Consider the following 25,583-nt stretch of genomic DNA (forward strand, 5'->3'; position numbering starts at 1 on the left):
CGGCTATAGTCGGCTCTCGCCCATCGCCGAGCCGAGTGCCATGCCCCGTTGTTTCTGGTGTAACGACGACCCGCTGTATCAGACCTATCACGACGAAGAATGGGGCGTGCCGTCGCGCGACCCGCAGCACCTGTTCGAGATGCTGCTGCTCGAGGGTGCGCAGGCCGGCCTGTCGTGGATCACCGTGCTGAAGAAGCGTGAGCGCTATCGCCAGGTGTTGTTCGGGTTCGATGCCGAGCGCCTGGCCGCGATGAGCGACGCGTATATCGAGAAGCTGATGCAGGATCCGGGCATCATCCGCAATCGCCTGAAGCTGCAGGCCGTGCGTAACAACGCTCGGGCCTGGCTGCGCCTGGACGATCCGTGTGCGCTGCTCTGGTCGTTTGTCGGCGGCACCGTGAAGGTCAATCATTTCAATGGCCGTGGCGACGTGCCGGCGGTCACCCCGGAAGCCGAGGCCATGAGCAAGGCGCTGAAAAAGGCCGGCTTCACCTTCGTCGGTCCGACCATCTGTTATGCCTTCATGCAGGCAACCGGGATGGTCATGGATCACACCCGCGAATGTGATCGCTACGCAGCATTGCAGCAGGAGGTATGCCCGTGAACACCACCGTCACCACCCTGGAGCAGTTGCAGGCGTTGTACGGTCAGGTTCATGAGCGCTCGCTGCGCAAGGAAATTGCCTGTCTCAGCGAGCCCTACCGGGCGCTGGTCGCCGCTTCGCCGTTCGTGGTGCTGGCCACCTGCGGCGCTGACGGGCTGGACTGCTCGCCCCGTGGCGATGCGCCGGGCTTCGTCCGGGTTGTCGATGAACGCACCCTGCTGTTGCCGGATCGGCCGGGCAACAACCGCATCGACAGCCTGCGCAATATCCTCCACGACCCCCACGTGGCGCTGCTGTTCCTGATTCCTGGCGTCGGCGAAAGTTTCCGGGTCAACGGCCGTGCCAGCATCTGCGTCGATCCTGCTCTGCTGGAACTCTGCAGCGCACAAGGCAAGCTGCCGCGCAGCGTGCTGCGTATCAGTGTCGACACCTGCTATTTCCAGTGCTCCAAGGCGGCGGTTCGCTCAGGTCTGTGGGAGGCCGAACGGCACGTCGAGCGCTCCAGCCTGCCGTCGGCGGGCGACATGCTCAAGTCGGTCATGGACGCGCAATTCGATGTGCAGGTCTATGAGCGCGAGTTGCAGGAACGTCTGAAGACCTTGCTCTACTGAAGGTTTCAGCGTTTGCGTGCGTGCAAGCGACAGTCACGCTGGGCCGAGGCGGTTACACTGTGCTCCCTTTTTTGACCGGAGCAGCTTGTGGAAAAGCTCAAAGGCGCGCTGGTGGTCGGTTCCCTGCGCTTGTTCGCCCTGTTGCCATGGCGGGCGGTACAGTCGCTCGGCGCGATGATCGGCTGGTTGATGTGGAAATTGCCCTCCGGCTCGCGCGACGTGGTGCGCATCAATCTGGCCAAATGTTTCCCGGAATTGACGGCCGCCGAGCATGACCAACTGGTTGGCCGCAGCCTGATGGACATCGGCCGTACGCTGACCGAGAGCGCCTGCGCCTGGGTCTGGCCGGCGCACAAATCCCTGGCTCGCATACGGCAAGTCGAGGGCCTGGAGGTGCTCGAGGCGGCGCTGGCTTCCGGCAAGGGCGTGGTCGGCATCACCAGCCACCTGGGCAACTGGGAAGTGCTCAACCACTTCTACTGCTCGCAGTGCAAACCGATCATTTTCTACCGCCCGCCGAAGCTCAAGGCTGTGGACGACCTGCTCCGCGAGCAGCGCGTGCAGCTCGGCAACCGCGTGGCGCCGTCGACCAAGGAAGGCATCCTCAGCGTCATCAAGGAAGTGCGCAAGGGCGGTGCCGTGGGTATCCCCGCAGACCCTGAGCCGAGCCTGTCATCCGGGATGTTCGTGCCGTTCTGCGGCACCGTGGCCCTGACCAGCAAGTTCGTGCCGGGCATGCTCGCCGGGCACAAGGCCGTTGGCGTGTTCCTCCACGCGCTGCGCCTGGAGGATGGTTCGGGTTACAAGGTGATTCTCGAGGCGGCGCCGGAAGGCATGTACAGCGAAGACACCTACACCGCCGTGGCCGCCATGAGCGGTGTGGTGGAGAAGTACGTGCGCGCCTACCCCAGCCAGTACATGTGGAGCATGAAGCGCTTCAAGAAGCGTCCTGAAGGCGAGGCGCGCTGGTACTGAAAGCCGTGGTGCCTCGCCATGGGGTACCAGGCCTCTGCGCCAGCCGGGAGCTGACTTATCAACAGGGTGAATATCTCTTCGCACGAGGTTGACCAAACATGTCCGCCAACCATCGCCGGCATCCCCGTACACCGATGAAGTGCCGCATCCGCATCTGCCATTCCAGCTTTGGCGATCTGCTGGCGCAGACCCGTGACCTCTCCGACGGCGGCGTCTACGTCCGCCACCGGGATCTGGCAGCGCTGGCACCCGGGACGCGGGTGACCGGCCAGGTGCAGGACATGCCCTTCGAAGCCCCGGTCCTGGAAATGGAAGTGATGCGCGTAGACGCCGATGGCGCAGGGCTGCGCTTCGTACGCGACTGAGCCGCTGCCGCTGGACAACCCGTTTACCCCGCCCGGGGTAGGCAGGCTGCTGTCCGCGTCGCTGCGGCGAGTGTTTTTTCATTGCCGCGTGCGGGTTTTCCCGCCGTTATGCGTCTTTGTAGATGAACCTCCACTTTTCTGCTCCGGCGCTGTTGCCGGATTCCCGTCAATCTCGTGAAAAGGCGTTCCCATGATTGCGTTTCGTGGCCATCGCATGGCTTCCCTCTTCTTGCTGCTGGGCACCGCCCTGGCACTGCCCGCCGTCCATGCCGAGTACCTGTGGGTCGAGCGTGGCCCTGCCCCGCAAGCCAAGGCTTACCTGAGCGGCTTTCAGCCTAGTGAACGGTTGAGCCTGGGCAAGCTGTTGCAACCGAGCGTCAGGCAGGCCGATGGCAAGATCGCTGCGCTGCGTGCCAGTGGCGATGCCTACCCGCTCACCGACAGCGGCCAGGGAGATCTGCGGGTCAGCGCCAAGCTGCCCGAAGGCGACAAGCTGGTGATCTACGAAGCCAAGGCCGGGCGCCACGAGACCAAGGCGGTCAACGACCTTGAACTGGTACCCACCACATCCGGCGGCAACGCTTTCAAGCTGTACTGGAAGGGCTCCGTGGTGTCGGCCTCGCAGGTCAATGTCTACACCTCCGAGCAATGGACCCGCACCCTCAAGCCCGATGCCGACGGCGTGGTGAGCTTCGATCCGTCCTTCCCCGCCCGCTACGTGCTGGAGGTGGTCGCCCAGGTCAATGGCGCTGCCACCGTCGATGGCAAGCGCTATGACAGCGTGGTGCACGTGGCGACCCTGTCGTTCGAGGTGCCGCGCTAGGGTCTGTTGACAGCGTGTAAGCGGGCATGACGCAGGCACCCGCGACGGTCATCAGCCGGGCAATGGTGCCGCTCGTGCCAGACTGGCCAGTTCGACGACGGGTGGGCATCATAGCCGGCTTCCGTCTCCTGTTGCGATTGGAAGCCGATGATCCGTATCGACCTGCGCCAGTTGATTCTGAGCCTAACCCTGCTGTCCGTGGCAGCCACCCTGGCCAATGCGCTCTACTCCAGCTATCGGGTGCAGGAAGACTTGCTGGTCAGTACCACCCTGGAAGCCAACCGGGTGTATGCCACCAAGCTCGCTGCCTCCACCGACCGTTTCCTGGCCGCCACCCAACAGCGGCTGGCCTTCGCCAGTGGGGAAATCAAGCAGCAGCTCGACCAGCCGGCGGCACTGCAGCTGATGACCAAGCGCTTGTTGCTGGAAACTTCCAGCTTCAATTCGGTGCTGATCGTCGATGCCGACGGCCGGGTGGTGGGTTGCTCGCCGGAAAGCCTGCACCTCGGCGGAACGCTTCTGCGCAGTGAGGGTAACAGTGCGGCGCTGCGCGAACGCCAGCCGCTGATCAGCCAGCCATTCATGAGTACCACCGGCAAGCTGGTAGTGACCGTCTCCCAGCCCCTGTTCGATGTCAGCGGCCGTTACCGGGGCTATCTGAGCGGAGTGATTTACCTGCAATGCGACAGCATCCTGCACAGCCTGCTGGGCGAGCACTACTACCGCGATGGCTCCTACCTGTACGTGGTCGACAGCCAGCGGCGGCTGATCTACCACCGGGATGTCGCCCGCCTCGGTTCCACGGTGAACGACAACCCGGCCATCGAGCAGGTGATCGCCGGCCAGGAAGGCAGCATGCAACTGCGCAATAGCCAGGGCGTCGATATGCTCGTCGGCTACGCGCCGCTGCAGAGCGCGGGTTGGGGGGTGGTGGCGCAGCGTCCTCTGGCCGCCACCCTGGCACAACTCGACGGCCTGCTGTGGCGCACCGTCGCCAACATCCTGCCCATGCTGCTGTTGTCATTGCTGCTGATCTGGTGGCTCGCCAGGCGAATCGCCCTGCCCCTCTGGCAGATGGCACGCAATGCCCGCGAGATGGAGTCTCCCGGAGCCCGTGAAACCCTCGAGCAGGTATCGGCCTGGTATTTCGAGGCTGCACAACTCAAGCAGTCACTGCTGGCCGGCCTGAGCCGGGTCAACAGCAAGATCCATCGCCTCAATCACGAATCGCTGACTGACCAGCTCACCGGGCTGTGCAACCGCCGTGGCATGGAGAGCGTGCTGGGCGAGTGGACCGCAGCGGGACGGCGCATTGCGGTGATCGTGCTGGATATCGATCACTTCAAGCAGGTCAACGACGCGCATGGCCACGACATGGGGGACCGGATCCTGCAGGAGCTGGCGCACGTCATGCGGGCCTGTGCCCGCGCCGAGGATCTGCTGTGTCGCAGCGGCGGCGAAGAGTTCGCCATCTTCCTGCCCGATGACGGGCTGGACAGTGCCCTGGAAGTCGCCGAGCGCCTTCGCCGTGCGGTTGCCGAGTACCCGTTCGCCAGCGACGGGCAGATTACCATCTCGCTTGGCCTGGCCCATTTCCCGGACAGCGCGGCGCTCATGGACGACGTACTGAAACAGGCGGATCGGGCGCTCTATCAAGCCAAGGCCGAGGGGCGTAACCGCAGTGTGGTGGCGCGCGTCGACTGATCGGCCCTGCACCGTTCATGCATCGCACACGCCGCACACTGCCGCGCCTTCAGAGTTTGCCTTGCACCGCTTCCAGCGCATCGCCGCCATCGCGCGTGGTCACGCCGTCGAGCCAGCGCTCGAGCACCTCGGGGTTGGCCTTGATCCAGGTCTTGATCGCCGTGGCATTGCCGACCTTCTGGTTGAGTACCTGATCCATGATGGTGTTTTCCATGTCCTGGGTGAACGTCAGGTTGCTCAGCAGCTTGCCGACGTTCGGACACTCGGCCACATAGCCCTTGCGCGCCAGGGTGTTGACCGAGCCGGTGCTGCCGAAGAATTTTTCGCCGCCCTTGAGGTACTGCATGTCGTACTGGATGTTCATCGGATGCGGTGTCCAGCCGAGGAATACCACGAACTGTCCGCGCTTCTCGGCCCGACCGACCTGTACCAGCATGGCCTGCTCGCTGGACTCGACCAGCTCCCAGTCGCCAAGGCCGAACTCGTTGTTGGCGATCATCTGGCGGAGGTAGTCGTTGGCCGGCGAGCCGGAGCCGATCCCGTAGATCTTGCGGCCGAAACGCGCGGCGAATGTGTTCAGGTCCTTGAAGTCCTGGACGCCCTCTTCGTAGGCATAGGTCGGCACGGCCAGGGTGTACTCGGTGCCGCCGAGGTTTTCCACCACCTTGTCGACCTGGCCGCTGGTGACGTAGCGCTCGTAGTCGTGCTGGCCGGCCGGCATCCAGTTGCCGAGGAACACATCGACCTGTCCTTTCTGCAGCCCGGCGAAGATGATCGGCACGGCCAGGGTCCGGGTCTGCGGCTTGTAGCCGAGACCGTCGAGCAGCAGGCTGGCGATGCCGTTGGTGACCGCGATGTCGCTCCAGCCTGGATCGGCCAGGCTCACGGTGGCGCACTTGGCGTCTTCCGCCAGGCTGTGGAAGCTGGCGCCGAGGGCCAGCAGGCTGACGGCGATCACGGTCTTCAGGGGGTTCATCGGCATCGTCCTTTTGCGTGAGGGAGCCCTAACCCTAGGGGCTATTGGCATTTCAGCGCAAGCCGCGTTGCGCAGCCCGCCCTGCCAGGCAGAGGGTGCCGGTAGAGACCGGCCGTTTCCAGCGTCGACGACGCTCATCGGCTCAATACCGTTCATCGGTAAATAGCCAGAAAAAATGAACCTTCGATGTTTTTAGATTGTCCGTCCAGCGGACGTGCGGAGCGCTGTTGATTGTCTATCAATGTTGCAAGTGGCTGATTTCAGGAAAGGATTCGCGGCGACTTGGGTATTTTCAAGGTCATCGAATTGAATAAATTGATCCTTTCTCTGTTTCTGGGCGGCACCCTGTTGTGTGCTGCCGCTGGCAATGCATCCGCCAGCTTTCGTGTTCATCTGCAGGACGGCAGCAGCCAGGTGGTAGCTCCTGCTCATGTCGAGCAGTCACCGGCGCAAGATGTGGTCAAGCGCGCGCTGGGTGCCCTGGGAACGCCCTATCGCTGGGGTGGCACCAGCCTCGAGCGCGGTTTCGACTGCAGCGGCCTGGTGAATTACGCCTTCAGGAAGGTCGACGACCTCGACCTGCCGCGTACGTCCCGCGCGCTTTCCCGTGTCGATGGTCCGAAGGTTGCCAAGGGCAAGCTGGAGCCAGGCGATCTGCTGTTCTTCCGTATCCGTGGGCGCAGCGTCGATCACGTGGCCATCTACCTGGGCAACGACCGCTTCATCCATGCGCCACGACGTGGCAGCAGCGTGCGCATCGACAAACTCAGCGACGGCTACTGGAAAAAGCATTTCCAGCTGGCCCGCCGGGTGATGCCGGAAGGCACCCAACTGGCCAGCAACGGCTGACGGAGCCGGCGAAACCACTGTTGTAAGTCGAAAGCGCCGTTCGTAGTCGGGGGCCAATTGGTGGGCTGAAGCGGATCGCCGCCCGGCCCACCCTACAGCTGCAAAAAGGCGATAGCGGTCATGTGTAGGGTGGACCGGGGCGCGTAGCCGACGCTTCACCTACGCGGCCCGATCCGTCCACCGCTCTACGATCGCGATGGTGGATGAAAAGAGCGTCAGCTACGCGCCCCGATCCACCCTACGTCTGCTTTCCCCACCAAGCCGCCTACGATGAAGCCATCCGGCGGGCGGGCTGTCCCGACGTGAGGCCAGGCGGTACACTGCGCGCCGCTCGTGGCCATGTCGGTCGCGGCAATGGGTTCCCTAACCCCATTTCACCAAAAAGGACATGCCATGACCCTGCTTCCCGCCTCGGTCAGCCGCACCGTACTGGCTGCGCTGATCGCCTTTCACATTGTCATCATCATTGCCAGCAACTACCTGGTGCAGCTGCCGATCACCATTTTCGGCTGGCACACCACTTGGGGTGCGTTCAGCTTTCCGTTCATCTTCCTGGCGACCGACCTGACCGTCAGGCTGATCGGCAAGCATGCCGCGCGGGTGGTCATCGCCCGGGTGATGGTGCCGGCACTGGTCGCGTCCTATATCGTCTCGGTGCTGTTCCATGACGGCGCGTTTGGCGGTGTTGCCGCCCTCGGCGAATTCAACCTGCTGGTGTTCCGTATCGCCCTGGCCAGTTTCCTGGCCTACGTGCTCGGGCAACTGCTCGATATCCAGGTGTTCGACCGCCTGCGCAGGCTGAAACAGTGGTGGGTCGCTCCGGCAGCTTCCAGTGTGTTCGGCCAGGCCATGGACACCCTGGCGTTCTTCTCCATCGCCTTCTGGCACAGCAGCGACCCCTTCATGGCGGCCAACTGGGTGGAGATCGCCGTGGTCGACTACGTGATCAAGCTGACGGTCAGCCTGATGCTGTTCGTGCCACTGTATGGCGTGCTGCTTGGCGCTATCGTGAAGAGGTTGTCGCAGCGCTCCGTGCTGAACTGAACCATCAGCAGACGAAAACGCCGGAGCCCCTCAGGGTATCCGGCGTTTTTCGCTGCGACGTTGACGGCTTAGCGCGAAGGCATGGCCACCGGTAGCGCCTGCAGGCGCGACAGGTGCAGGGCCACCGCCAGGGAGACCAGCAGCAGCGAGCCGATGAACAGGCCCAGGCCGTCCCAGCCGCCAGCCTGCCAGAACACCCCGCCGAGGGTGCCGGCGACGCTGGAGCCCAGGTAGTAGCAGAACAGGTACAGCGACGAGGCCTGGCCCTTGGCCTGGGTGGCGCGGCGGCCGATCCAGCTGCTCGACACCGAATGGGCACCGAAGAAGCCGAAGGTGAACAGCAGCATGCCGACCAGGATCACCGGCAACACGTCGAACAGGGTCAGCACCAGGCCCGCCAGCATCAGGCCGATCACCGCCCAGAGCACCTTGCGCCGGCCCAGCTTGTCAGCCAGGGCGCCGATCTGCGCGGAGCTGTAGATGCCCGACAGATAAACCACCGAGAGCAGGCCGATACTGGTCTGGTCGAGTCGGAACGGTGCTTCGATCAGGCGGTAACCGATGTAGTTGAACATCGTCACGAAGGCGCCCATCAGCAGGAAGCCCTGCAGGAACAGCCACGGCAGGCCGGCGTCGCGAAACTGCAGGGTGTAGCCCTGCAGCAGGCTGCGTGGGCGCAGCGAACGAGGACGGAAATTGCGGGATTCGGGCAGCAGGCGCCAGAACGCCGCGCCGGCCAGCAGGCCCAGGCCGCCGAGGGTGCCCAGCACCGCGTGCCAGGACATGAAGTCCACCAGTACGCCGCTGAGCAGCCGGCCGCTCATGCCACCGATGGCATTGCCGCCGATGTACACACCCATGGCCAGGCCCAGGTGCAGCGGGTCGATTTCTTCGCTCAGGTAGCTCATGGCTACGGCCGCCAGGCCACTGAGGGCCAGGCCGACCAGCGCGCGCATCACCAGCACGCCTTCCCAGGTCGGCATCAGCGCACTGCCCACGGTGAACACAGCGGCGGCGAGCAGCGACACCACCATCACCGGCTTGCGCCCGAGCGCATCGGACAACGGCCCGGTTATCAACAGGCCGACGGCCAGGGTGATGGTGGAAACGGACAGGATCAGGCTGCTCTGCGCGGCGCTAAGCTCGAACTGTTGCGCCAGCATCGGCATCATCGGTTGCACGCAATAGAGCAGGGCGAAGGTAGCGAAACCACCGGAGCACATGGCGAGGATGGTGCGCAGGAAGGCGCGGGTGCCTTTCTGGATATAAACAGGCTCTGCGACGAGGCTGCGGGGCGCAGGCTCCTCATTGCAGGCAGGAACGCACTCGTTGGGCGCGTGTGGAACGGGCTGACTCATTACGACCTCTTGAAAACTCGATTCCCAGGCGAAACGCTGCCGTATGCACAGGCGGACGCTGGCATGGCTTGGTTTTTTGTAATTGGGAATGATCACAAGGATAAATAGGCGATCAAGTTCTTTCCAATATAATTTTCGACACGATCGATATGTTTTAAGACCTATGGAGGATTCATGGAGCTGCGCCATCTGCGTTACTTCGTGGCTGTCGCCGAAGAGCTGCATTTCGGCCGTGCCGCCGAGCTGCTGGGCATTTCCCAGCCACCGCTGAGCCAGCAGATCCAGGCGCTGGAGCAGGAGCTGGGGGTGCGTCTGTTCGAGCGCAGCAACCGCCATGTGGCGCTCACCGATGCCGGGCGGCTGTTTCTCGAGGAAACCCGGCAGACCCTGGCGCAGGTCAGCAAATCGGTGGATGTAGTACGCCGCGCCGAGCAGGGCGAGATCGGCGAGCTGCAGATCGGCTTCACCGCCTCGGCGCCGTTCGTGTCGATCATTCCGCGGGCGGTATTCGCCTTTCGCCAGGCGTTTCCCGCGGTGCACCTCAACTTGCAGGAAATGACCAGCCGCCAGGTCTGCCAGGCGCTGCTGGAAAAGAAACTGCAGATCGGCATGATTCGTCCGCTGGAGTTGCCCGCCGAGCTGGACGCCGTGGAGCTGCTCAGCGAGCCGCTGGTGGCGCTGCTGCATGCTGGCCATCCGCTGGCTGGCGAGCAGGATCGGGGGCTGGCCCTGGCCGAACTGGCTGACGAGCCTTTCGTGTACTTTCCACGCAATTACGGCTCAGGTCTGTATGGCCAGTTCTTCAACCTGGCCCGGCAGGCGGGTTTCACCCCGCGGGTCACTCAGGAGGCTCACGAAGCGCTGACCATCATCGGCCTGGTGGCCGCCGGCCTTGGGGTGTCCGTGCTACCGGCCTCGTTCCGGCGCATCCGCATCGATGGCGTGGTGTTCCGCACCCTGATGGATGCCGATGCCACCACCGCGGTATGGCTGGTCAAGCGGCGCCAGGAGCGCTCGCCTTTGGCACAGGCCTTTATCGATCTGCTGACCCGGGAAGTGCAGGCGCGCAAATAGATGGGGCTCGATAGCTTTCGGGAGCCCGGGTAGAGTGCTCCGGGTATCGCTTCGCTCAACCCAGGCTACGGGCTAGAGGCTACGGACTGCGTCGCGACTCAAGTGCTGGCGTTCCTGTCCAGCTTGCGCAGGAACACGCTCATTTCCTTTTCCGCCTGCTTGTCGCCCTTGGCCTGTGCGGCCTGCAGGCCGCTCTGCCAGGCGCTGCGCGCGGCGTCCGGGTTGCCGGCGGCCTGGTGAGCCTTGCCGAGCAATTTCCAGGCGGCCGAATACTGCGGGTCGTGTTCGACGCAGCGTTGCAGGTGCTCGGCGGCCTTCGCGGCCTCACCGGCATCCAGGTAGCCCTTGCCCAGGCCGAAACGCAGCAGCGAGTTATCCACACCCTTGGCGAGCATCTTTTCCAGTGCGTCGGTGCTCATGGAGCCTCCTTCGTCGACAGCTTCAGGCGGCAAGTAAAGTGCTTGACGCTTGCTGCTCAAAAAAACGTCAGGCCAACCTGGAACAGCCGCTCGACGTCGCGAATGTGCTTCTTGTCCATCAGGAACAGGATCACGTGGTCGCCGGATTCGATCACCGTCACGTCGTGGGCGATCAGCACCTCTTCGTCGCGGATGATCGCGCCGATGGTGGTGCCTGGCGGTAGCGAGATTTCCTTGATGGCCTTGCCGACCACCTTGCTCGAGCGCGCGTCACCGTGGGCGATGACTTCGATGGCTTCGGCGGCACCGCGGCGCAGCGAATGCACGCTTTCGATATCGCCGCGACGCACGTGGGTCAGCAGGCTGCCGATGGTCGCCAGCTGCGGGCTGATGGCGATGTCGATCTCGCCACCCTGGATCAGATCGACGTAGGCGGGGTTGTTGATCAGCGTCATCACCTTGCGCGCGCCCAGGCGCTTGGCCAGCAGCGAGGACATGATGTTGGCCTCGTCGTCGTTGGTCAGGGCCAGGAAAATGTCGGCGTCCTTGATGTTCTCTTCCACCAGCAGGTCGCGGTCGGAGGAACTGCCCTGCAGCACGATGGTGCTTTCCAGGTTCTCCGAGAGATAGCGGCACCGTGCCGGGTTCATCTCGATGATCTTCACCTGGTAGCGGCTTTCGATGGCTTCGGCCAGGCGTTCGCCGATATGCCCGCCGCCGGCGATCACGACCCGCTTGTAGCTATTCTCGGCACGGCGCATCTCGCTCATCACCGCACGGATGTCGGCCTTGGCGGCGATGAAGAACACTTCGTCGTCGGCCTCGATCACCGTATCGCCCTGGGGCATGATCGCCCGGTCGCGGCGGAAGATCGCAGCGACCCGGGTATCGACCTTGGGCATGTGCTCGCGCAGTTGGCGCAATTGCTGGCCGACCAGCGGCCCACCGTAGTAGGCCTTGACCGCCACCAGTTGCGCCTTGCCGTCGGCGAAGTCGATGACCTGCAGGGCGCCGGGGTATTCGATCAGGCGCTTGATGTAGTTGGTCACCACCTGTTCCGGGCTGATCAGCACGTCGACCGGGATCGCCTCGTTGTCGAACAGCGCCTCGCGGGTCAGGTAGGCCGCTTCGCGGACGCGGGCGATGCGCGTCGGCGTGTGGAACAGGGTATAGGCGACCTGGCAGGCGACCATGTTGACTTCATCGCTGTTGGTTACTGCCACCAGCATGTCGGCATCGTCGGCGCCGGCCTGGCGCAACACGGTCGGGAACGAGCCCTTGCCCTGCACCGTGCGAATATCCAGGCGGTCGCCGAGGTCGCGCAGACGGTCACCGTCGGTGTCCACCACGGTGATGTCGTTGGCTTCGCTGGCCAGGTGTTCGGCCAGGGTGCCGCCCACCTGGCCGGCGCCGAGGATGATGATCTTCATCGGGGAGCTCCTGCCGCGGCTATCTTGATCAGCTTGGCATAGTAGAAACCGTCGTGGCCGTCCTGCTGGGCGAGCAGTTGCCGGCCGTGGGGCTGCGGCACGCCGAACGGGCCGGCAATAGCCAGATCGCGGGCCCCCGGCGTGCGCTCGAGGAAGGCGTCGATCACCTCGGTATTTTCCGTTGGCAGGGTCGAGCAGGTGGCGTAGAGCAGGATGCCGCCGACTGCCAGGGTGGGCCACAGTGCGTCGAGCAATTCGCCCTGCAGTTTGGCCAGCGCCGGAATATCGTCGGGCTGACGGGTCAGCTTGATGTCCGGGTGGCGACGGATCACCCCGGTGGCCGAGCAGGGTGCATCGAGCAGGATGCGCTGGAACGCTTCGCCGTCCCACCAGGCAGCGGTATCGCGGCCATCGGCGGCGATCAGGGTGGCCTCGAGCCGCAGGCGGTCGAGGTTCTCGCGCACGCGCAGCAGGCGCTTGGCTTCCAGATCCACGGCGACCACCTGCTGCAGTCCGGGCTCGGCTTCGAGCAGGTGGCAGGTCTTGCCACCTGGGGCCGCGCAGGCGTCCAGCACGCGCTGCCCAGGCGCCAGCTGCAGCAGGTCGGCAGCCAGTTGTGCGGCCTCGTCCTGTACGCTGACATGGCCCTCGGAGAAGCCGGGCAGCAGGGCGACGTCGCAGGCTTGCAAGAGGCGAATACCGTCGCGGCTGAAGGTGCAGGGTTCGGCGTCGAAACCGACCTGGCGCAGCCGCGTCAGATAGTCATCGCGGCTGCCGTGGCGACGGTTGACCCGCAGGATCAGCGGCGGGTGGGCGTTGTTGGCCGCGCAGATCGCCTGCCAGTGCTCGGGCCAGAATGCCTTGAGCTGTTTTTGCAGCCAACGCGGATGAGCGGTGTGCAGTACCGGGTCGCGATCCAGTTCTTTGATCAGGCTCTCGCTGTCGCGCTGGGCGTTGCGCAGTACGGCGTTGAGCAGGCCCTTGGCCGAGGTCTTCTTCAATTTGTCGACGCAGCCGACCGTCTCGCCAATGGCCGCATGGGCGGGAATGCGTGTGTAGAACAACTGGTAGAGGCCGATCAGCAGCAGGGCTTCGAGGTCGCGGTCGCCATCCTTGAAGGGCTTGCGCAGCAGCTTGTCGGCGATCAGCGCCAGACGTGGCTGCCAGCGCGCGGCGCCGAAGGCCAGGTCCTGGGCGAGGCCACGGTCGCGTGCCTCGACCTTGTCGAGCAGCGGCGGCAGGCTGCTGCCCAGCGACGCCTTGCCTTCGAGTACCGCCGCCAGGGCGCGGGCGGCTGCCAGCCTGGGGTTCATGCCAGCACCGTGCCGACGACGAACTGCTCACGGCGGCTGTTGTACAGGTCGGCGAAGTTCAGCGCCTTGCCGCCAGGCAACTGCAGGCGGGTGAGCAGCAGGGCGTTTGCGCCACAGGCGACGGTCAGGCCGTCCTTGCTGGCGGCGAGGATCTCGCCGGGCTGGCCCTGACCTTCGGCGAGGCGGGCGGCCAGCACCTTGAGCGGCGCGTCGTTCAGGGTGCTGTGGCAGATCGGCCAGGGGTTGAAGGCGCGGATCAGTCGCTCCAGATCAATGGCCGGGCGGCTCCAGTCGATACGCGCTTCGTCCTTGTTGAGCTTGTGGGCGTAGTTGGCCTGGGTGTCGTCCTGTACTTCGCCCATCAGCGTGCCACTGGCCAGACCGGCGATGGCGTCGATCACCGCCGGCGGGCCGAGTTCGGCGAGACGGTCATGCAGGCTGCCGCCAGTGTCGTCGGCAGTGATCGGCGTACGTACCTTGAGCAGCATCGGCCCGGTATCCAGACCCGCTTCCATCTGCATCACGGTGACGCCACTTTCTGCGTCGCCAGCCTGTACCGCGCGCTGGATCGGCGCGGCACCGCGCCAGCGGGGCAGCAGGGAAGCATGGCTGTTGATGCAGCCGAAACGCGGGATGTCGAGCACCGCCTGAGGCAGGATCAGCCCGTAGGCGACCACTACCAGCAGATCCGGCTCGAGACCGGCCAGCTCGGCCTGGGCAGCGGCATCCTTGAGGCTCGGCGGTTGCAATACGGGAATGTTGTGTTGCAGGGCGAGCTGTTTGACCGGGCTGGGCATCAGCTTCTGGCCGCGGCCCGCCGGGCGATCCGGCTGGGTGTACACCGCGACGATCCGATGTGGCGTGTCGAGCAGCGCCTTGAGGTGGGCGGCGGCGAATTCAGGGGTGCCGGCGAATACGATACGCAGAGCTTCGGTCATGGTGTCTCGCTGTTGCTCGGGAGCGCTGGGCGCTGCAGCTGAAAAAGAAAAGGCTTGCCGTGGCAAGCCTTTGCAGAGGGTGGCATCACACCTGCTGGCGGTGCTGTTTTTCCAGCTTCTTCTTGATGCGGTCGCGCTTGAGCGTGGACAGGTAGTCGACGAACAGCTTGCCGTTGAGGTGGTCGCACTCGTGCTGGATGCACACCGCGAGCAGGCCTTCGGCGATCATCTCGAACGGCTGGCCGTCGCGATCCAGTGCGTTGATCCTGACCTTCTGCGGGCGGTCGACGTTCTCGTAGAAGCCGGGCACCGACAGACAGCCTTCCTGGTACTGGTCCATCTGCTCGGTGAGCGATTCGAACGTCGGGTTGATGAACACCAAAGGCTCGCTCTTGTCCTCGGACAGGTCCATGACCACCACGCGCTTGTGCACATTCACCTGGGTCGCGGCGAGGCCGATACCGGGGGCGTCGTACATGGTTTCGAACATGTCGTCGATCAACTGACGCAAGGCGTCATCGACCACGTCCACCGCTTTGGCGATGGTTCGCAGGCGTGGATCGGGGAATTCGAGGATGTTTAAAATCGCCATATGCGTTTGTGATGCACTTGTGGAATAAATTCAAAATCCGCTGCTAAGATGACCGCAGCATCGAAAAACGGCTTCACGCCGCGGTTTTACTGGGTTCTGTCGCGGCGCTAGGGCGCTTCACGCGAAGCCACATAATAAAGGGATTCACCGCATGAGGAAATCACTACTCGCCCTGCTGCTGGTCGCCGCGAGCGGCCTGGCAGCCGCCGAGGTGCAACTCAGGGAAGGTCACCCCGAGCGCTACACGGTGGTGAGGGGCGATACCCTCTGGGATATTTCCGGCAAGTTCCTGCGCCAACCCTGGAAATGGCCGGAAATCTGGCACGCCAACCCGCAGGTGGAGAATCCGCATCTGATCTACCCGGGCGATGTGCTGAGCCTGGTCTATATCGACGGTCAACCGCGCCTGATGCTGGGCCGGGGCGAGTCGCGCGGCACCATCAAGCTGTCGCCGAAGGTTCGCAGCACGCCGATGGCCGAGGCCATTGCGACCATCCCGCTGGAAGCGATCAACAGCTTCCTGCTCAAGAACCGCATCGTCGATAGTCCGGAACAGTTCCAGGGCGCACCCTATATCGTCGCCGGCAATGCCGAGCGCGTGGTCAGCGGTGCCGGTGACCGTGTCTACGCCCGTGGCAGCTTCGATCCGGCCGAGCCGGTGTACGGCATCTTCCGCCAGGGCAAGACCTATACCGATCCAGACACCAAGGAATTCCTCGGCATCAACGCCGATGATATCGGCGGCGGCGAAATCGTTGCCGAGGAAGAGGGCGTCGGCACCCTCAACCTGACCCGTACCACCCAGGAAGTTCGCAACGGCGACCGTCTGTTCCCCACCGAGGAACGGGCGATCAACTCGACCTTCATGCCCAGCGAGCCGAGCGTACAGGTCAAGGGCCTGATCCTCGATGTGCCGCGCGGGGTCAGCCAGATCGGCCAGTTCGACGTGGTCACCCTGAACAAGGGCGCCCGTGACGGCCTGAAGATCGGCAACGTGCTGGCCGTCTACAAGACCGGCGAGACCGTGCGTGACCGGGTCACCGGCGAGTCGGTGAAGATTCCTGACGAACGTGCCGGCCTGCTCATGGTGTTCCGCACCTACGACAAGCTCAGCTACGGCCTGATCCTCAACGCCTCCCGGCAGTTGGCGGTGATGGACAAGGTGCGCAACCCGTAACACCCGACCAGCCCCGCGATCGCGGGGCGCGTGCTCTCTACCGCCGCTACGGCGGCGCGACCGATCAAGGATGATCAGCCATGTCGCCATTCTCCGATGCGTTGTCTCCCGCCGAGCTCGAGGCCCGTCTGCGCCTGCATTGCCTGCCTGAGCTGGGGCCCAGGCGTTTCCGCACGCTGCTCAGTGCCTTCGGCAGCGCCTCTGCCGCCCTGAGCGCGCCGGCCAGTGCCTGGCGCTCGCTCGGCTTGCCGCAGGCCTGTGCCGAGGCACGGCGAAGCGCGCAGGTGCGCGAGCGGGCTCGACTGAGCCTGGACTGGTTGCAGGCGCCGGCCCAGCACCTGCTGATGTGGGACGACCCGCGCTACCCCGCCTTGCTGGCGGAAATTCCCGATGCGCCGCCGCTGCTGTTCGTCGCCGGCGATCCGGCATTGCTCGAGCGGCCGCAACTGGCCATGGTCGGCAGCCGCCGGGCGTCGAGGCCGGGCCTGGAGACCGCACGGGGTTTCGCCCGCAGCCTGGCCCGTGGTGGTTTCGTGATCACCAGCGGGCTGGCGCTGGGGATCGATGGGGCGGCGCACCAAGGCGCGCTGGATGTTGGCGGGCACACCGTCGCGGTGCTCGGCACGGGGTTGCAGTGCCTGTACCCGGCGCGCCACAAACGCCTGGCCCGGGACATCATCGACGGTGGCGGGGCGCTGGTCTCCGAGCTGCCGCTGGATTGCCCGCCCCAGGCCGGTAACTTTCCACGTCGCAATCGCCTCATCAGCGGCTTGTCACTGGGGGTGCTGGTGGTCGAGGCCAGCCCCTCGAGCGGCTCGCTGATCACCGCACGCCTGGCGGCCGAGCAGGGGCGCGAGGTCTATGCGATTCCCGGCTCCATCCATCATCCGGGGGCCCGGGGTTGCCATCAGCTGATTCGCGATGGCGCCACGCTGGTGGAAAGCATCGAGCACATCCTCGAAGCCCTGCGCGGCTGGCAGGTACCCCATGCCGAACGCTCAGCGGCCACCGAGACCGTCCCGCAGCCGTCAGCCCATCCCCTGCTGGCGTTGCTGCACGCCGCGCCCCACAGCAGCGAGGCGCTTGCCCACTGCAGCGGTTGGCCGCTACCCGAGGTTCTCGCCGCCTTGACCGAGCTCGAGCTGGACGGACGGGTCGCCTGCGAGGCGGGGCTTTGGGTGGGCTGCAAGGCGTAATACACTGCGGCCAGTGTTTTCCGGGGGAGATATCCATGATCACCAGTTGGCAGGTCAAGCAGGCCGCGCGCGTGGTTCGCGCTGGCGGCGTCATCGCCTATCCGACCGAAGCGGTGTGGGGGCTGGGGTGCGATCCGTGGGATGAAATGGCCGTGGACCGCCTCCTGGCACTGAAGGAGCGACCGGTGCGCAAGGGTTTGATCCTGGTGGCCGACACCATCCGCCAGTTCGACTTCCTGCTCGACGACCTGCCCGAGCTCTGGCAGGATCGCCTGGCCAGCACCTGGCCAGGCCCGAACACCTGGCTGGTGCCGCACCAGGACCGCCTGCCCGAGTGGATCACCGGTGAGCACGACAGCGTCGCCCTGCGGGTCAGCGATCACCCGCTGGTAGGCGCACTCTGCGCCCTGACCGGGCCACTGGTCTCGACCTCCGCCAACCCTGCCGGCCGCCCGGCCGCGCGCTCACGGTTGCGGGTCGAGCAGTACTTCCCGAGGCAGCTGGACGCGGTACTCGGCGGTGCCCTGGGCGGGCGCCGCAATCCCAGCGTGATTCGTGACCTGGTGACCGGCGACGTGCGCCGGCCCGCCTGAGGCAGTAGTCGAGATACAAGGGTGGGAGACAGAAGATGTGGGAGCGCGCGGGGACGCCTAGTCCATGCGCGCGAAATCGCGGGCGTGGCCCGCTCCCACGAGAGAACGGTAGGGTGGATCACGCTCCACCGATCCACCACTGCACCGTATCCGCTCCCATAAAACGTTTGCCAGCTTTCGCCTAGGGAAAGCTGGCAGGCAGCGGATAGCGTTTCAGCCTAGGGCAGCAGAATCGTCGACCCGGTGGTCTTGCGCTCGCTCAGCAGTGTCTGCGCCGTAGCGGCGTCGCTCAGCGGGTAGCGTTGGCCGATCTCCACGTCGAGCTTGCCCCTGGCGATCATGCCGAACAGTTCGTCGGCCATCTTCTGCAGGCGCTGCGGTGTGTCGGCGTAGCTGGCCAGGGTCGGCCGGGTGACGTACAGCGAGCCCTTCTGCGACAGGATGCCCAGGTTGACGCCGGTGACTGCGCCAGAAGCATTGCCGAAACTGACCAGCAGGCCGCGTGGCGCCACGCAGTCGAGCGAGGTGTCCCAGGTGTCCTTGCCGACGCCGTCGTAAACCACCGGGCATTTCTTGCCGTCGGTCAGCTCCAGCACGCGCTGGGCAACGTTTTCATGGCTATAGTCGATGGTCGCCCAGGCACCCTGTTGCAGGGCGCGCTCGGCCTTCTTGGCCGAACTCACGGTGCCGATCAGCTTGACGCCGAGGGCCTTGGCCCACTGGCAGGCGAAGGAGCCGACGCCGCCCGCCGCCGCGTGGAACAGGATGATGTCGCCGCTCTTCAGCTCGGCGGTCTGGCGCAGCAGGTACTGCACCGTGAGGCCCTTGAGCATCACCGCCGCGGCCTGTTCGAAGCTGATGGCATCGGGCAGCTTGACCAGCTTTTCCGCGGGTAGCACGTGCAGCTCGCTGTAGCCGCCCAGTGGCCCGGTGGCGTAGGCCACGCGATCGCCGACCTGGAAGTCCGTGACCTCGGCGCCGATCGCATCGACGAAACCGGCACCCTCGGTGCCCAGGCCGGATGGCAGCGCGGGTGGCGCATACAGACCGCTGCGGAAGTAGGTGTCGATGAAGTTCAGGCCGATGGCCTGGTTATGCACGCGCACCTCGTTGGGGCCTGGCGCGGCCGGCTGGTAGTCGACGTATTCGAGTACCTCGGGGCCACCGTGGTGGCTGAACTGGATGCGTTTGGCCATCGTTTTTGCTCCTGCGTGAAAGGTGAATGCAAGGAACCCCTAATCCAGTGGGGTATTGAGCGGGTTTTTGGCGTGAGTGGTCGAACGTCGCATCTGCCGTTGACCGGCGTCAACTGCAGAGCGCCGAAACGCGGTGATATGCTGGCCGCCGATTTTACCGACGTTCGTGACACAAGGTGCCCCCCGTGAGTAACCAGACCGAGGCCGTAAAAGCCTACCTGCTCGACCTGCAAGACCGTATCTGTGCCGCCCTGCAAGCCGAGGACGGCAAGGCCAGCTTCATCGAGGACGCCTGGCAGCGACCCGGTGGTGGTGGCGGTCGCACGCGGGTGATCGGTGACGGCACGGTGATCGAGAAGGGCGGGGTGAATTTCTCCCACGTGTTCGGCGACAGCCTGCCGCCGTCGGCCAGTGCCCATCGCCCGGAGCTGGCCGGGCGCGGTTTCCAGGCCCTTGGCGTGTCTCTGGTGATCCATCCGCACAATCCGCACGTGCCAACGTCCCACGCCAACGTGCGTTTCTTCAGCGCCGAGAAGGCAGGCGAAGCGCCGGTCTGGTGGTTCGGTGGCGGCTTCGACCTGACACCGTACTACGGCAACGAAGAGGATTGCGTGCACTGGCACCGTGTCGCCGAGCAGGCCTGTGCGCCTTTCGGCACCGATGTCTATGCGCGCTACAAGGCCTGGTGCGACCGCTACTTCCACCTCAAGCACCGCGGTGAACCGCGTGGCATCGGCGGGCTGTTCTTCGACGACCTCAACGAGTGGGATTTCGACACCTGCTTCGCCTTCATCCGCGCCATCGGCGATGCCTACATCGAGGCCTACCTGCCCATCGTGCAGCGCCGCAAGTCCATGTCCTTCACCCCGGCGCAGCGCGAATTCCAGGAGTTCCGCCGTGGCCGCTACGTGGAATTCAACCTGGTCTACGACCGTGGCACCCTGTTCGGCCTGCAGTCGGGCGGGCGTACCGAGTCGATTCTCATGTCGCTGCCGCCCCAGGTGCGCTGGGGCTACGACTGGAAAGCGCAACCAGGCAGCGAGGAAGCACGCCTGACCGAGTATTTCCTGACCGACCGCGATTGGCTGAACGTCCAGAACCAGGCTTGAAGGTCTGCGCAAAAAGCTTCAGGCTTGCCGCCTTTGGCTTTTGCGCACGGAAACCTTCATGGACCGCTACGGTGTATTCGGCAACCCCATCGGCCACAGCAAGTCGCCCCTGATCCATCGCCTGTTCGCCCAGCAGACAGGCCAGGCGCTGAGCTACGAGGTACTGCTGGCGCCGCTGGAGGATTTCGATGGCTATGCCCGGGCCTTCTTCGCCGAGGGCCATGGCGGCAACGTGACCGTGCCGTTCAAGGAGCAGGCCTTTGCGCTGGCCGACAGCCTGACCGAGCGCGCCCGCCGTGCCGGTGCGGTGAATACCCTGAAGAAGCTCGATGACGGCAGCCTGCTCGGTGACAACACCGACGGTGCCGGCCTGGTTCGCGACCTGACCGTGAATGCCGGGATCGAGCTGCGCGGCAAGCGCATCCTGCTGCTCGGCGCCGGTGGCGCGGTACGCGGCATTCTCGAACCCTTCCTGGCGCAGCAGCCGCAGACCCTGGTAATCGCCAACCGCACCGTGGAAAAGGCCGAGTACCTGGCCCGCCAGTTCGCCGATCTCGGCCCCGTGGTGGCCAGTGGTTTCGACTGGATCGATGCGCCGGTGGACCTGATCATCAATGGCACCTCCGCCAGCCTGGCCGGCGAGCTGCCGCCGATCGCCGCCAGCCTGATCCAGCCGGGCCACACCTGCTGCTACGACATGATGTACGGTGCCGGCCCCACCGCCTTCAACCGCTGGGCCGCGGAGCAGGGTGCGGCGCGCACCCTCGACGGCCTCGGCATGCTGGTCGAGCAGGCCGTGGAAGCCTTCCACCTGTGGCGTGGCGTGCGCCCGGACAGCGCGCCGGTGCTGGCCGAGCTGCGCCGCCAACTGGCCGCCTAGCACCACGCCCCGCCACCGGAAACCCCTGTAGGCTGTGGGAGCGGGCCACGCCCGCGATTCGCGCACATGGCGCGCTCCCACAGTGCAGCCGGTCTGCCTCATCCTTGCCCTTCGCTGGCGAGCCGCTTTCTCAGAAGCTGTAGCGGGCCGTCACCTTGAAATTGCGTGGGTCGCCGTAGATGTCGTAGGGGTACCACTCGCCGTTGGCCACACTGGTGTAGTAGGTGCGGTCGAACAGGTTGTTGACGTTGAGCTGCAGATCCAGCTGCTCGCTGGCCTTGTACCCGGCCACCAGGCCCACCACGGTGTAGGAACCCTGCTGGTTCTTCCAGGCGCTGGCACCGGTGCCACCTGAAGTGCGGATGCGGCTCTGCTGGTAGACATCACCCCCTATGCGCCAGCGCTGCAGCTCCCCGGGCAGGGTGTAGAGCGTGGACAGTTTGAACAGCTGGCGCGGTTTCTTGCGGTCGAAGTCCTCGCCTTCGCGGGCTGCGTTGGCGTCGCTGACATACTGGGTCTGGGTGTAGGTGTAACCCGCAGCGACCTGCCAGTCGTCGCTCAAGGCGCCCTGGATTTCCAGGTCGATGCCGCGGCTGCGCACCAGCCCGGCGGCCTCGTAGCAGGAGCTGTCAGGCGTGGAACCACAGCCGAGTTGGCCCGTCAGGGTCTGGGCACGATTTTTCTGGTCGATCTGGAACAGTGCCAGGCTGGCATTCAAGGCACCGTCGTAGTATTCGCCCTTGATACCGACTTCGTAGTTCTCACCAACCATCGGCTCCAGCGGTTTTCTGTCCAGCCCGCGATCGTTCTGGGGTTTGAAGATATCGGTGTAGCTGACGTAGACCGAGTGGTTCGTATCCAGGTCATAGATCACACCGGCATAGCGGGTCAGGTTGCGAGTGACCTTGTAATCGCTTTCGCTGCTTTCGCGATCATCGTATTCGTACCAGTCGACGCGACCGCCGAGGATCAGCGACAACGGTTCGCTCAGGCGCAGCCGGGTCGTGGCGTAGACGCTGTCCTGGGTGGTCAGCTCACCCGTCCAGGTGGGGTCGACCACGATGTTCGGTTTCGCGTGACCACGGGGATTCCAGGCGAAGAGGTCGACGTCGTCATCGATGAAGTCGCTCCAGCTGTCACCCGTGCGATAAGTCAGTTCACGCTTGCTGGCGCCCACGGTCAGGTCGTGCTCCAGACCGAACAGCTGGAAGGGCCCGCTGAGCGCCAGGTCGTAGCCGACTTCCTTCTGCTCCATGGCCTGTGTCCACAGGTAGTGGCGGTCGTATGCCCAGATCGAAGAAGCCAGCACCTCGGTATCGGTTTTCGCCTGCATCGCCGCCAGGCGCAGCGTCCAGTCGTTGGCAAAGCCATGCTCCAGGGTGGCGAAGTAGCCGGTGGTGCGGTTGTCCGAATATTCCCAGTCATGCCCCAGGAAGGTGTCGCGCGGCAGTCCCAGATGGCCGCCGCCACGGGCCATGGGCAATCCGCCCCAGATGTAGTTGCTGTAGTTCTTCTGTCGGTAGGCGCCGAGGCTCAGGGTGGTGCTTTCGCTGAGGTCGGCGTCGACCACGCCGTAGAACAGGTCGTGATCGTGCTCGACCGAATCACGGAAGCTCCTGGCGTCCTGCCGGGAGACCACGGTACGGGCGCGCAGGGTGCCGTTTTCATTGAGGGGGCCGCCGACATCCAGGGTGCCGGTGTAATCGTCCCAACTGCCGGCGCTGCCGGTGAGCGTGCCCTGGAACTCATGGGTCGGGCGCTTGCGCACCAGGTTGATGGCGCCGGATGGGCTGCCGGCGCCCTGGGCCAGGCCCGTGGCGCCGCGAACGATTTCCACACGGTCGTACATGGCCAGGTTGGCTTCACCGCTGGGCAGGTAGGTCAGCAGGCTGGTGGGGAAGCCGTCGTACATGAGGTTGTCGACATCGAAGCCACGGGCGCTGAAAGACGGCCTGCCGACACCTCCCGAGTTGTTCAGGAACACGCCGGGTGTGCTCTGCACCACGTCACTGATACTGGTCATGGCCTTGTCGTCCATGCGCTTGCGCGTGACCACACTGACCGACTGCGGCGTTTCGCGCAGGCTCAGGGGCAGCTTGGTGGCGGTCTGCATGGCGCCGGTGGTGTAGGAATCACTGTTCTCGGTAGTCGCCGTCAGGCCCTGCCCGGTGATGCTGGTCGCGCCCAGTTCCAGGCCCGCGCCCGCTTCCTGCGGCGTCAGCAGATACAGGCCATTGCCTTGCGGTGCAGCGTGCAGACCGGTGCCCTGCAGCAGTTGCCGCAGGCCGCCTTCCACGCTTGTGGCGGCGTTCAGGCCGGGGCTGCGTAAACCTTCCACCAGGGCTGGCTCGATGGGCAGGGTGATGCCTGCCTGACTGGCGAAATCGGACAGGGCGCTGCTCAGGTTACCGGCCGGTACCTGATAGGCACGACTCCGCTCGGTCGCCTGCTCGGCGGCCTGCAGCGGGGCCGCAGTGAAGCTGCCGCCCGCGATGATCAGCCCCAGTGCGGCAGCCTGTACCGCCCGTGCCAATGGTTGCATGCCCTGCGTCGTCGCCATGTTTGCGTTCCCGCCCTGTGAGAATGATGTGGTTACGGGAGGGACACGCAGCCTGGAGAAAACACGACAATGAGTCTTTGTTACGCGGTGGCACGCGCCGTGACGGTGACCCAATAGGCCGTGCGGTAGTGGACGCTCACCGGCAGGGTCCGGCTCAGGGCACTGAGAATCTGGTCGGTATCGCGCAGCTGGAAGGCGCCAGAGATCAGCAGCCCGGCGACTGCCGGATCGCAACGCAGCAGGCCCGGGCGATAGCGATCCAGCTCGGCGATGAAGTCATCCAGGCGCATCCTTTCTGCGCGCAGCACGCCGCTGAGCCAGTCGAGACGATGCTGTGCCAGCGCCACTGCAGGCTCTGCAGTGCGGGCGTCGACGTAGGTCTGCTGGCCGGCCGCCAGGCGCATCAGACCGTCGTCACCCCGTGACAGGCGCGGGCGCACTTCTACAGCGCCCCCCAGCGCTGCCAGGTAGGTACTGCTGGGGTACTGACGCACCAGAACACGGCTGCCCAGCAGGGCGATTTTCGCGTCGGCAGTATCGACGATGAAGGGCCGCCTGGCATGCTCGCGGGGCACCTCGACGAGCAGCTCGCCGGCGATCAGGCGCACGCGGCGAACGCTGTCGTCGTAGGCGATATCGACCGCGCTGCCGGTGTTCAGGCGAAGCTGTCCGCCATCCGGCAGGTGCAGGGTGCGCTGCTCACCGGTGGCGGTGCGCTCGTCCGCCTGCCATTCACGCCAGGGCAAGCCGCGGTGTGCGGCGAGGCCGAGCGGGGCGGCGGCGATAAGCAGGGCGAGGGTTTTGAGCACTTGTCGCCGCTGCAGATTGCGTGGGCGCTCCAGGACTGCCCGTCCGGCGCCTCCGGCAAGCTGTTGGGCGTGAGCGCTGAAACGCTCGGCCAGTTGCCAGGCCCGCTCGTGATCGGCATGCCGGGCCCGCCATTCGGCACAGGCAGCATGCTCGGCGGCGCTGACCCCACTGTTCTGCAGACGCACGAACCAGCCGGCCGCCTCACGGGCGATCCGCCGGTCGATGGGCGACTCACTCATGCTTCGCGCCCTGGCTGGCGAGCACGATGCATTCCTCGAAGGCCCGTGCGAGGTGGCGTTGCACCGAGCGCACGCTAAGGCCGAGCCGGCTGGCGATCTCCTCCTGTGTATAACCCTCCAGCTGCGCCATCAGGAACGCCTGCCGGGCCTTGGCGGGCAGTACGCCAAGCACCTGGTCGACCTCGTCGAGGGCTTCGAGCACCAGAGCCTGATGTTCCAGCGATGGCGCCAGCTCTTCCGGTATTTCCGCCAGCGCGGCCAGGTAGGCGTGCTCCAGCGAGCGGCGGCGGTAGAGGTTGATGGTCAGGCGGTTGGCGATGGTGGCCAGATAGGCGCGAGGCGTCGTGAGGTTAAGCGGCTCGCCCGGCGCACTGCTGAGCAGGCGCACGAAGGTGTCCTGGGCCAGGTCCGCCGCATCGGCGGCATTGCCCAGGCGCTTGCGCAGCCAGCCTTGCAGCCAGCCGTGGTGGTGGCTGTAGAGCTGATCGATGGCCTGATGCGGGTGGTGAGGTGCCGATGGAGTGGAATGCACGGGATAGGGTCGGTGGGAATGAGAATTCGTCGCATTCTAGCACCCTGGCTACCGGCCCGCACGAGCACAGGATATGGATACCTGAGATGCACTGTGCGCCTGGAGTCTTTCCTGGGTATCGCTACGCTCGACGCCAGGCCAGAGGGGCTTGTCACATGGCCGGACTGTGCTGAATTCGTCATCTGCCAGCAGCAAAGGCATCAAGCCAGCGGCTGC

25 protein-coding genes are annotated in these 25,583 nt (G+C 65.0%); 14 read left to right on the forward strand and 11 right to left on the reverse strand.

Features of this window, described 5'->3' with window-relative positions; all coding sequences use genetic code 11:
• Positions 1 to 40: 40 nt before the first annotated feature.
• The 6 genes from BLR94_RS05875 (at position 41) to BLR94_RS05900 (ending at position 5,082) form a co-directional block, all read left to right on the forward strand.
• Positions 41 to 604, forward strand: a complete 564-nt coding sequence (locus BLR94_RS05875; RefSeq protein WP_084303875.1) for a DNA-3-methyladenine glycosylase I — start codon at positions 41 to 43, stop codon at positions 602 to 604.
• Positions 595 to 1,215, forward strand: a complete 621-nt coding sequence (locus BLR94_RS05880) for a pyridoxamine 5'-phosphate oxidase family protein (RefSeq protein WP_084303825.1) — start codon at positions 595 to 597, stop codon at positions 1,213 to 1,215. The genes BLR94_RS05875 and BLR94_RS05880 overlap by 10 nt, the downstream gene beginning before the upstream one ends.
• A gap of 87 nt (positions 1,216 to 1,302) precedes the next feature.
• Complete coding sequence (locus BLR94_RS05885) at positions 1,303 to 2,190, forward strand: lysophospholipid acyltransferase (RefSeq protein ID WP_084303826.1); 888 nt, start codon at positions 1,303 to 1,305, stop codon at positions 2,188 to 2,190.
• 98 nt (positions 2,191 to 2,288) lie between these two features.
• Complete coding sequence (locus BLR94_RS05890; protein ID WP_084303827.1) at positions 2,289 to 2,555, forward strand: PilZ domain-containing protein; 267 nt, start codon at positions 2,289 to 2,291, stop codon at positions 2,553 to 2,555.
• A gap of 214 nt (positions 2,556 to 2,769) precedes the next feature.
• Positions 2,770 to 3,378 (forward strand): hypothetical protein, encoded by a 609-nt coding sequence (locus BLR94_RS05895; RefSeq protein ID WP_175154213.1) that lies wholly within the window; start codon positions 2,770 to 2,772, stop codon positions 3,376 to 3,378.
• A gap of 147 nt (positions 3,379 to 3,525) precedes the next feature.
• Positions 3,526 to 5,082, forward strand: a complete 1,557-nt coding sequence (locus tag BLR94_RS05900) for a sensor domain-containing diguanylate cyclase (RefSeq protein ID WP_084303829.1) — start codon at positions 3,526 to 3,528, stop codon at positions 5,080 to 5,082.
• 49 nt (positions 5,083 to 5,131) lie between these two features.
• Here the strand turns inward: BLR94_RS05900 and choX are convergent, their stop codons facing one another.
• Entirely contained in the window at positions 5,132 to 6,058 is a 927-nt protein-coding gene (gene choX / locus BLR94_RS05905) for a choline ABC transporter substrate-binding protein (RefSeq protein WP_084303830.1), read from the reverse strand.
• A 306-nt stretch (positions 6,059 to 6,364) separates the two neighbouring features.
• Here choX and BLR94_RS05910 point away from each other — a divergent pair, with 306 nt between their 5' ends.
• A complete protein-coding gene (locus tag BLR94_RS05910) occupies positions 6,365 to 6,907 on the forward strand; it encodes a C40 family peptidase (protein ID WP_084303876.1) in 543 nt (180 codons plus the stop codon).
• Positions 6,908 to 7,300: 393 nt separating this feature from the next.
• Positions 7,301 to 7,951, forward strand: a complete 651-nt coding sequence (locus tag BLR94_RS05915; RefSeq protein WP_084303831.1) for a 7-cyano-7-deazaguanine/7-aminomethyl-7-deazaguanine transporter — start codon at positions 7,301 to 7,303, stop codon at positions 7,949 to 7,951.
• 68 nt (positions 7,952 to 8,019) lie between these two features.
• Here the strand turns inward: BLR94_RS05915 and BLR94_RS05920 are convergent, their stop codons facing one another.
• Positions 8,020 to 9,309, reverse strand: coding sequence for an MFS transporter (locus BLR94_RS05920; protein ID WP_084303832.1), 1,290 nt, complete (start codon positions 9,307 to 9,309; stop codon positions 8,020 to 8,022).
• A 174-nt stretch (positions 9,310 to 9,483) separates the two neighbouring features.
• Here BLR94_RS05920 and BLR94_RS05925 point away from each other — a divergent pair, with 174 nt between their 5' ends.
• Positions 9,484 to 10,383 (forward strand): LysR family transcriptional regulator, encoded by a 900-nt coding sequence (locus tag BLR94_RS05925; RefSeq protein WP_084303833.1) that lies wholly within the window; start codon positions 9,484 to 9,486, stop codon positions 10,381 to 10,383.
• A gap of 98 nt (positions 10,384 to 10,481) precedes the next feature.
• Here the strand turns inward: BLR94_RS05925 and BLR94_RS05930 are convergent, their stop codons facing one another.
• The 5 genes from BLR94_RS05930 to def all read right to left on the reverse strand — a co-directional run bounded on the left by BLR94_RS05930 (position 10,482) and on the right by def (position 15,075).
• The gene (locus BLR94_RS05930; RefSeq protein WP_084303834.1) at positions 10,482 to 10,802 is read right to left on the reverse strand and encodes a tetratricopeptide repeat protein; all 321 of its coding nucleotides are present in this window, start codon (positions 10,800 to 10,802) and stop codon (positions 10,482 to 10,484) included.
• A gap of 56 nt (positions 10,803 to 10,858) precedes the next feature.
• The gene (gene trkA, locus BLR94_RS05935) at positions 10,859 to 12,232 is read right to left on the reverse strand and encodes a Trk system potassium transporter TrkA (protein ID WP_084303835.1); all 1,374 of its coding nucleotides are present in this window, start codon (positions 12,230 to 12,232) and stop codon (positions 10,859 to 10,861) included.
• On the reverse strand, positions 12,229 to 13,545 hold the full coding sequence (gene rsmB / locus BLR94_RS05940; RefSeq protein WP_084303836.1) for a 16S rRNA (cytosine(967)-C(5))-methyltransferase RsmB: 1,317 nt from the start codon (positions 13,543 to 13,545) through the stop codon (positions 12,229 to 12,231). Before rsmB ends, trkA begins: the two co-directional genes overlap by 4 nt.
• The gene (gene fmt / locus BLR94_RS05945) at positions 13,542 to 14,483 is read right to left on the reverse strand and encodes a methionyl-tRNA formyltransferase (RefSeq protein WP_084303837.1); all 942 of its coding nucleotides are present in this window, start codon (positions 14,481 to 14,483) and stop codon (positions 13,542 to 13,544) included. Before fmt ends, rsmB begins: the two co-directional genes overlap by 4 nt.
• 85 nt (positions 14,484 to 14,568) lie before the next feature.
• Positions 14,569 to 15,075 carry a peptide deformylase gene (gene def / locus BLR94_RS05950; RefSeq protein WP_084303838.1) on the reverse strand — a complete coding sequence of 169 codons (507 nt, stop codon included), beginning with the start codon at positions 15,073 to 15,075 and terminating at the stop codon, positions 14,569 to 14,571.
• A gap of 151 nt (positions 15,076 to 15,226) precedes the next feature.
• On the opposite strand from def, the gene BLR94_RS05955 reads away from it, so the two are divergent.
• The 3 genes from BLR94_RS05955 to tsaC all read left to right on the forward strand — a co-directional run bounded on the left by BLR94_RS05955 (position 15,227) and on the right by tsaC (position 18,041).
• Positions 15,227 to 16,252: a LysM peptidoglycan-binding domain-containing protein gene (locus BLR94_RS05955; RefSeq protein WP_084303839.1), complete on the forward strand. Its 1,026-nt coding sequence runs from the start codon at positions 15,227 to 15,229 to the stop codon at positions 16,250 to 16,252.
• A gap of 80 nt (positions 16,253 to 16,332) precedes the next feature.
• The gene (dprA, locus tag BLR94_RS05960) at positions 16,333 to 17,448 is read left to right on the forward strand and encodes a DNA-processing protein DprA (protein ID WP_084303840.1); all 1,116 of its coding nucleotides are present in this window, start codon (positions 16,333 to 16,335) and stop codon (positions 17,446 to 17,448) included.
• Positions 17,449 to 17,483: 35 nt separating this feature from the next.
• Complete coding sequence (gene tsaC / locus BLR94_RS05965; RefSeq protein WP_084303841.1) at positions 17,484 to 18,041, forward strand: L-threonylcarbamoyladenylate synthase type 1 TsaC; 558 nt, start codon at positions 17,484 to 17,486, stop codon at positions 18,039 to 18,041.
• Positions 18,042 to 18,259: 218 nt separating this feature from the next.
• Here the strand turns inward: tsaC and BLR94_RS05970 are convergent, their stop codons facing one another.
• Positions 18,260 to 19,237, reverse strand: a complete 978-nt coding sequence (locus tag BLR94_RS05970) for an NADPH:quinone reductase (protein WP_084303842.1) — start codon at positions 19,235 to 19,237, stop codon at positions 18,260 to 18,262.
• A 185-nt stretch (positions 19,238 to 19,422) separates the two neighbouring features.
• On the opposite strand from BLR94_RS05970, the gene hemF reads away from it, so the two are divergent.
• Positions 19,423 to 20,346, forward strand: a complete 924-nt coding sequence (gene hemF / locus BLR94_RS05975) for an oxygen-dependent coproporphyrinogen oxidase (protein ID WP_084303843.1) — start codon at positions 19,423 to 19,425, stop codon at positions 20,344 to 20,346.
• Between the two features lie 58 nt (positions 20,347 to 20,404).
• Positions 20,405 to 21,226 carry a shikimate dehydrogenase gene (gene aroE / locus BLR94_RS05980; RefSeq protein ID WP_084303844.1) on the forward strand — a complete coding sequence of 274 codons (822 nt, stop codon included), beginning with the start codon at positions 20,405 to 20,407 and terminating at the stop codon, positions 21,224 to 21,226.
• 130 nt (positions 21,227 to 21,356) lie between these two features.
• Here aroE and BLR94_RS05985 read toward each other — a convergent pair whose 3' ends face one another.
• The 3 genes from BLR94_RS05985 to BLR94_RS05995 all read right to left on the reverse strand — a co-directional run bounded on the left by BLR94_RS05985 (position 21,357) and on the right by BLR94_RS05995 (position 25,367).
• Entirely contained in the window at positions 21,357 to 23,786 is a 2,430-nt protein-coding gene (locus BLR94_RS05985; protein ID WP_244158094.1) for a TonB-dependent siderophore receptor, read from the reverse strand.
• An 80-nt stretch (positions 23,787 to 23,866) separates the two neighbouring features.
• Entirely contained in the window at positions 23,867 to 24,835 is a 969-nt protein-coding gene (locus BLR94_RS05990; protein WP_084303845.1) for a FecR domain-containing protein, read from the reverse strand.
• A complete protein-coding gene (locus tag BLR94_RS05995; RefSeq protein ID WP_084303846.1) occupies positions 24,828 to 25,367 on the reverse strand; it encodes a sigma-70 family RNA polymerase sigma factor in 540 nt (179 codons plus the stop codon). The genes BLR94_RS05990 and BLR94_RS05995 overlap by 8 nt, the downstream gene beginning before the upstream one ends.
• Between the last annotated feature and the right edge of the window lie 216 nt (positions 25,368 to 25,583).

It is taken from the genome of Phytopseudomonas flavescens (assembly GCF_900100535.1).
Lineage (GTDB): Bacteria > Pseudomonadota > Gammaproteobacteria > Pseudomonadales > Pseudomonadaceae > Aquipseudomonas > Aquipseudomonas flavescens.